Origin of the sequence: Segeticoccus rhizosphaerae (genome assembly GCF_009192725.1) — a bacterium.
In the GTDB taxonomy this organism is placed as follows: domain Bacteria; phylum Actinomycetota; class Actinomycetes; order Actinomycetales; family Dermatophilaceae; genus Segeticoccus; species Segeticoccus rhizosphaerae.
In genome coordinates, this window is record NZ_VOHR01000249.1 from 1 (window position 1) to 5,603 (window position 5,603).

At 70.2% G+C, this 5,603-nt stretch carries 4 protein-coding genes and 1 pseudogene; 3 read left to right on the forward strand and 2 right to left on the reverse strand.

Annotated elements, in window-relative coordinates:
* Positions 1–307: pyridoxamine 5'-phosphate oxidase family protein (locus FRW57_RS16330; protein ID WP_152186494.1), on the reverse strand; the 307-nt coding region annotated here is incomplete at its 3' end.
* A gap of 38 nt (positions 308–345) precedes the next feature.
* Positions 346–774: a DUF3052 domain-containing protein gene (locus FRW57_RS16335; RefSeq protein WP_137120941.1), complete on the reverse strand. Its 429-nt coding sequence runs from the start codon at positions 772–774 to the stop codon at positions 346–348.
* Positions 775–927: 153 nt separating this feature from the next.
* Here FRW57_RS16335 and fdhD point away from each other — a divergent pair, with 153 nt between their 5' ends.
* From fdhD to FRW57_RS16350, 3 genes and pseudogenes are all read left to right on the forward strand, one after another.
* Positions 928–1,791 carry a formate dehydrogenase accessory sulfurtransferase FdhD gene (gene fdhD, locus FRW57_RS16340; RefSeq protein ID WP_152186495.1) on the forward strand — a complete coding sequence of 288 codons (864 nt, stop codon included), beginning with the start codon at positions 928–930 and terminating at the stop codon, positions 1,789–1,791.
* Positions 1,792–1,814: 23 nt separating this feature from the next.
* Positions 1,815–4,631: a pyruvate dehydrogenase (acetyl-transferring), homodimeric type gene (aceE, locus tag FRW57_RS16345; RefSeq protein ID WP_152186496.1), complete on the forward strand. Its 2,817-nt coding sequence runs from the start codon at positions 1,815–1,817 to the stop codon at positions 4,629–4,631.
* Between the two features lie 120 nt (positions 4,632–4,751).
* A pseudogene (locus tag FRW57_RS16350) lies at positions 4,752–5,603 on the forward strand (PucR family transcriptional regulator); the annotation flags it as partial.

Below are 5,603 nucleotides of genomic sequence, written 5' to 3' on the forward strand. Positions count from 1 at the left end.
CGCGGTGCAGCACCGCCCGGCTCGGGGACACCGCCAGACCGTCGCCGGCCGTCTCGGCGGTGCCGTCCACGATCAGGGAGTAGCCTCCCGGCACGCGGGGCGGCCAGGCCAGCGTGACGGCGGGCCGCTCACCGGCATTCGACAGGGTGCGCCGCCCGAGCCCGTCGATCTCGACCTTGTCACCACGAACGACAGGGCTGACCGCGACGACGTGCGCGGTCGACCCCTCGGTGATCGTGACCAGGTAGGCATAGTCGAAGGCGCGCAGCGTCTCGCCGAGGACGGCGAGATCGACAGGGATGCTCATGACCTCCACCCTAGGTCGCGCGCCGACGGCGGCAAAGGTCAGCGGCGAGAGGTCTTGGGGGCGACGAGTCTCGTGCCGTTCCAGTCGGCGCCGGCCCCGACACTCCCGGAGGCGTGCAGTCCGGCGGTGAGCGCGGCCTCCTCGATGTCGCTCGCGTCGACATGGTTGTCGCGGCCGACCTTGGGTGTCAGCAGCACCACGAACCCACCCTCGACCAGCCCGGTCAGTGCGTCCACGACGTCGTCGATGAGGTCACCGTCGCCGTCCCGCCACCACAGGACCACGGCATCGGCGACCCCGTCGTAGTCCTCGTCCTCGAGCTCGGAACCGATCACGTCCTCGATCCCGAGTCGCAGGTCCTCGGCCACGTCCTCGTCGTAGCCGAACTCCTGCACGATCTGTCCTGCGGCAAAGCCCAGCTTCTCCGCCGAGCTCTTCGCCGACGCCGCTTGCGCGGTCGCAACCACGTGTTGTTCCCTTCCAGAGGCCGGCCGAGGAGCTCCCCCGCCGGCACGAGCGTGTTGTCAAGGCGTAGTCCACTAGGTCTGGCCCGATGTTGCAAGCAGTCTGCTCGAACTGGGCCACCGACCCCACCGCACCGGCTCCTCTAGAGTGGCCGAATGGGCCGAGTGACGACACGCGTACCGGCGAGACGGGTCGACCTGAGCGACCCGGGCGCGCCGGCGGTCGTCGGCCGTCCCGACACGCTGACCGTGGAGGAGCCCCTGGAGGTCCGCGCGGGCGGGGTCTCGATCGCGGTGACGATGCGCACGCCTGGCGACGACTTCGACCTGGCCCTCGGATTCCTGCTCAGCGAAGGCCTGATCAACGCCGCCGAGGACGTCACCCAGCTGATGCACTGCCTGGACGAGGACGAGTCGGGTCGCCCCACCTACAACGTCGTCGACGCCACCCTGGCGCCCGGCGTCCCCGTGCCGGAGCCCAGCTCGGCCCGCGCCCTGGTCACCAGCAGCTCCTGCGGCCTTTGTGGCAAGCGCACCATCGACGAGGTCCGCACCCGCAGCCGGTATGCCGTCCGCGAGGATCGCACGCGTCTGGCGGCCGGCCTGCTGGTCGCCTTCCCGGAGGCGTTGCGTGCTCGGCAGAAGGTCTTCGATCGCACCGGCGGGCTGCACGCCGCCGGGCTGTTCACGGCCGACGGCGAGCTCGTGTGCGTGCGGGAGGACGTCGGTCGGCACAACGCGGTCGACAAGGTGATCGGCTGGGCGGTCCGGGAGGGCCGCCTCCCCCTGACCGGGCACGTCCTGCAGGTCAGCGGCCGGGCGAGCTTCGAGCTCACCCAGAAGGCTCTGATGGCGGGCATCCCCGTCCTGTCGTCGGTCTCCGCCCCCTCGAGCCTGGCCGTCGAGCTCGCGCAGGAGTCGGGCATGACCCTGGCCGGCTTCGTGCGCGACCCACGGCTGACGCTCTACGCCGGCGAGGCGAGGATCGTCATACCGGCCGGTAACCCTGCCCGACTATGAACCGCGAGCCCTTCGGGTAGAGGATGGAGGCCGCGTCGCCCAACGGCGGCGCTCGTCTGAGCGAAAGGACTCCCGTGGTGTCACGTGACCAGGCCGGCCCCATCCTCAACGGCATCCCGAGCCAGCTGCCGGACATCGACCCCGAGGAGACCGACGAGTGGCTGGAGTCGCTCGACGGCGTCATCGACGAGGGCGGCCGCACCCGCGCGCGCTACGTCATGCTCAAGCTGCTCGAGCGTGCCCGCCAGCGGCACGTCGGGGTCCCGTCGCTCACCACGACGGACTACATCAACACCATCGGTCCCGAGTCTGAGCCCTGGTTCCCCGGTGACGAGGACGTGGAGCGCACCTACCGCGCCTGGATGCGTTGGAACGCCGCCGTCATGGTCCACCGCGCGCAGCGGCCCGGCGTCGGTGTGGGCGGGCACATCTCCACCTACGCGTCGGCGGCCACCCTCTACGAGGTCGGCTTCAACCACTTCTTCCGGGGGCGCGACCACGAGGGTGGCGGCGACCAGGTCTACATCCAGGGCCACGCCTCACCCGGGATCTACGCACGGGCCTACCTGGAGGGACGGCTGACCGAGCAGCAGCTCGACGGGTTCCGCCAGGAGCACTCGCACGTCGTCGACGGCAAGCCGCTGGCACTGCCGTCCTATCCCCACCCGCGCAACATGCCGGGCTTCTGGGAGTTCCCGACCGTGTCGATGGGCCTCGGCCCGATGAACGCCATCTTCCAGGCGCAGTTCAACAAGTACCTGCACCACCGCGGCATCAAGGACACGTCGCAGCAGCACGTGTGGGCGTTCCTCGGCGACGGCGAGATGGACGAGCCCGAGTCGCGCGGGCTGCTGCACGTCGCCGCCAACGACGAGCTGGACAACCTGACCTTCGTGATCAACTGCAACCTGCAGCGGCTGGACGGCCCGGTGCGCGGCAACGGCAAGATCATCCAGGAGCTCGAGGCCTACTTCCGCGGCGCCGGGTGGAACGTCATCAAGGTCATCTGGGGCCGCGGCTGGGACCCGTTGCTCGCGGCCGACCGCGACGGCGCCCTGGTGCACATCATGAACCAGACGAGCGACGGCGACTACCAGACCTTCCGCGCCAACGACGGCGCCTACGTGCGCTCGCAGTTCTTCGGGCGCGACCCGCGGACCAAGGAGATGGTGTCCGACTGGTCCGACGCGGACGTGTGGTGGAAGCTCAAGCGCGGCGGCCACGACTACCGGAAGGTCTATGCGGCCTACAAGGCGGCGATGGAGCACACCGGTCAGCCGACGGTGATCCTGGCCAAGACCATCAAGGGTTACAGCCTCGGCAGCCACTTCGCCGGCCGCAACGCCACGCACCAGATGAAGAAGATGACGCTGGACGACCTCAAGGGCTTCCGCGACTCCCTGCGCATCCCGATCTCCGACGAGCAGCTGGAGAAGGACCCCTACCTGCCGCCCTACTACCACCCCGGCATGGACGACCCGGCCATCGAGTACATGATGGACCGGCGCCGGAATCTCGGCGGCTTCGTGCCCGACCGGCGGACCAAGGCCGAGCAGCTGCAGCTGCCGGACCACAAGGCCTACGCGCTGGCCAAGAAGGGCTCGGGCAAGCAGGAGATCGCCACGACGATGGCGTTCGTGCGGATCCTGCGGGAGATGATGCGCGACAAGGAGTTCGGCCGCCACGTCGTGCCGATCATCCCGGACGAGGCCCGGACGTTCGGCATGGACTCGTTCTTCCCGACGGCCAAGATCTACAACCCGCACGGCCAGAACTACACCTCGGTCGACGCCGACCTGATGCTCGCCTACAAGGAGTCCGAGAAGGGGCAGATCCTGCACCTCGGCATCAACGAGGAGGGCTCGGTCGCGGCCTTCACCGCAGCCGGCACGGCCTACTCCACGCACGGCATACCGATGGTGCCCGTCTACATCTTCTACTCGATGTTCGGCTTCCAACGCTCCGGCGACGCCATGTGGGCCGCGGCCGACCAGATGGCTCGAGGGTTCATGCTGGGTGCCACGGCGGGGCGCACCACGCTGACCGGTGAGGGACTGCAGCACGCCGACGGGCACAGCCTCCTGCTCGCGGCCAGCAACCCCGCGGTGGTGGCCTACGACCCGGCCTACGCCTACGAGATCGCGCACATCGTGGAGGACGGCCTGCGGCGGATGTACGGCGAGAAGCCCGAGGACATCTTCTACTACATCACCGTCTACAACGAGCCGAACGTGCAGCCACCGGAGCCGGAGGACGTCGACGGCGAAGGCATCCTCAAGGGCATGTACCGCCTCAAGCCCGGCTCCGGCGAGGGCCTCGCCCAGGACGCCCCCCGAGCCCAGCTGCTGGCCTCCGGGGTCGGTGTGCCCTGGATCCTCGAGGCGCAGGAGCTGCTCGCCAAGGACTGGGGCGTGGTCGCCGACGTCTGGTCGGTCACCTCCTGGGGCGAGCTGCGGCGTGACGGCCTGGAGTGCGACGAGCGGCAGTTCCTGCACCCCGACGAGGAACAGCGGGTGCCCTTCGTGACCCAGCAGCTGCAGGACGCCCCCGGCCCCGTCGTCGCGGTGTCCGACTGGATGCGGGCGGTGCAGGACCAGATCGCGCAGTGGGTGCCCGGCCACTTCGCCTCGCTGGGCGCCGACGGGTTCGGCTTCTCCGACACCCGACCGGCGGCGCGGCGCTACTTCCACATCGACGGCCCGTCGGTCGTGGTGCGGACGCTGCAGATGCTGGCCAGGCGCGGCGAGGTGGATGCCGCCGTGCCCGGGCAGGCGGCCGAGAAGTACCGCCTGCTCGACGTCACCGCCGGCACCTCCGGCAACGAGGGCGGCGAGTCCTAGACCCTGCGCGCTTGTTGCTGGACGGAGGCGTCACATTCACGCCCTTCCCCAGCAACAAGCGCGAGGGTGGGTGACGAGCGTGCCTCGCGCTTGTGGGCGGCATACAAATAGGCTGCGGACATGGCCATGGCCCGATCGCGCACGTCCGCGGAGACCCGACGCCGGGTGGAGCGCGGCGCCGGGGTCCTGTCGACCGAGGCGATCCGGCGGATGGAGACCGGGCACGACTGGTATCGCGCACTCTCCGCGGAGGACCGGTCGTGGGTGGGTCTGGTCGCCCAGGCCGGCATCGGAGCCTTCGTCTCCTGGTACAAGGACCCAGACGAGCACCCGCACGTCACCGGCGACGTCTTCGGCACGGCGCCCCGGGAGCTGACGCGGTCGATCAGCCTCGGCCAGACCCTCGACCTGATCCGCTCGGTCGTCGACGTCGTCGAGGACGAGGTCATCGGGCTGGCCGCGCCCGGCGACGAGCAGGACCTGCGCGAGGCGGTGCTGCGCTACTCCCGAGAGGTTGCCTTCGCCGCCGCCCAGGTCTACGCCGACGCCGCCGAGGCGAGGGGTGCCTGGGACGCACGCCTCGAGTCCCTCGTCGTCGACGCCGTGCTCCGCGGCGAAGCCGACGACTCACTCCAGTCGCGCGCCACCGCACTTGGTTGGGGAGCGGTGAACGACGTTGCGGTGGTTGCAGGTTCGGCACCCTCGGGGAGCGCGGCCGGAGTCGTGGACGCTTTGCGGCGCGCTGCCTCACGACTGCACGTGGAGGCCCTCGCCGCGGTCCAGGGCCAGCGCCTGGTCGCGATCCTGGGCAACCTGACCGAGCCCGAGCAGAGCGTGAAGGCGCTCACCGGGCACTTCGACGAGGGACCGATCGTCATCGGCCCCACCGTGCCCCACCTCTTCGCGGCCGGCCGCTCCGCCCGGGCCGCCCTGTCGGGGCTGGCATCCGCGCGGGGCTGGCCGGAGGCCCCG

Bases quoted from the DNA above. Each gene is read 5' to 3' on its own strand.
- fdhD (WP_152186495.1), top strand. From the start codon at position 928: ATGGGCCGAGTGACGACACGCGTACCGGCGAGACGGGTCGACCTGAGC.
- aceE (WP_152186496.1), top strand. From the start codon at position 1,815: ATGGAGGCCGCGTCGCCCAACGGCGGCGCTCGTCTGAGCGAAAGGACT.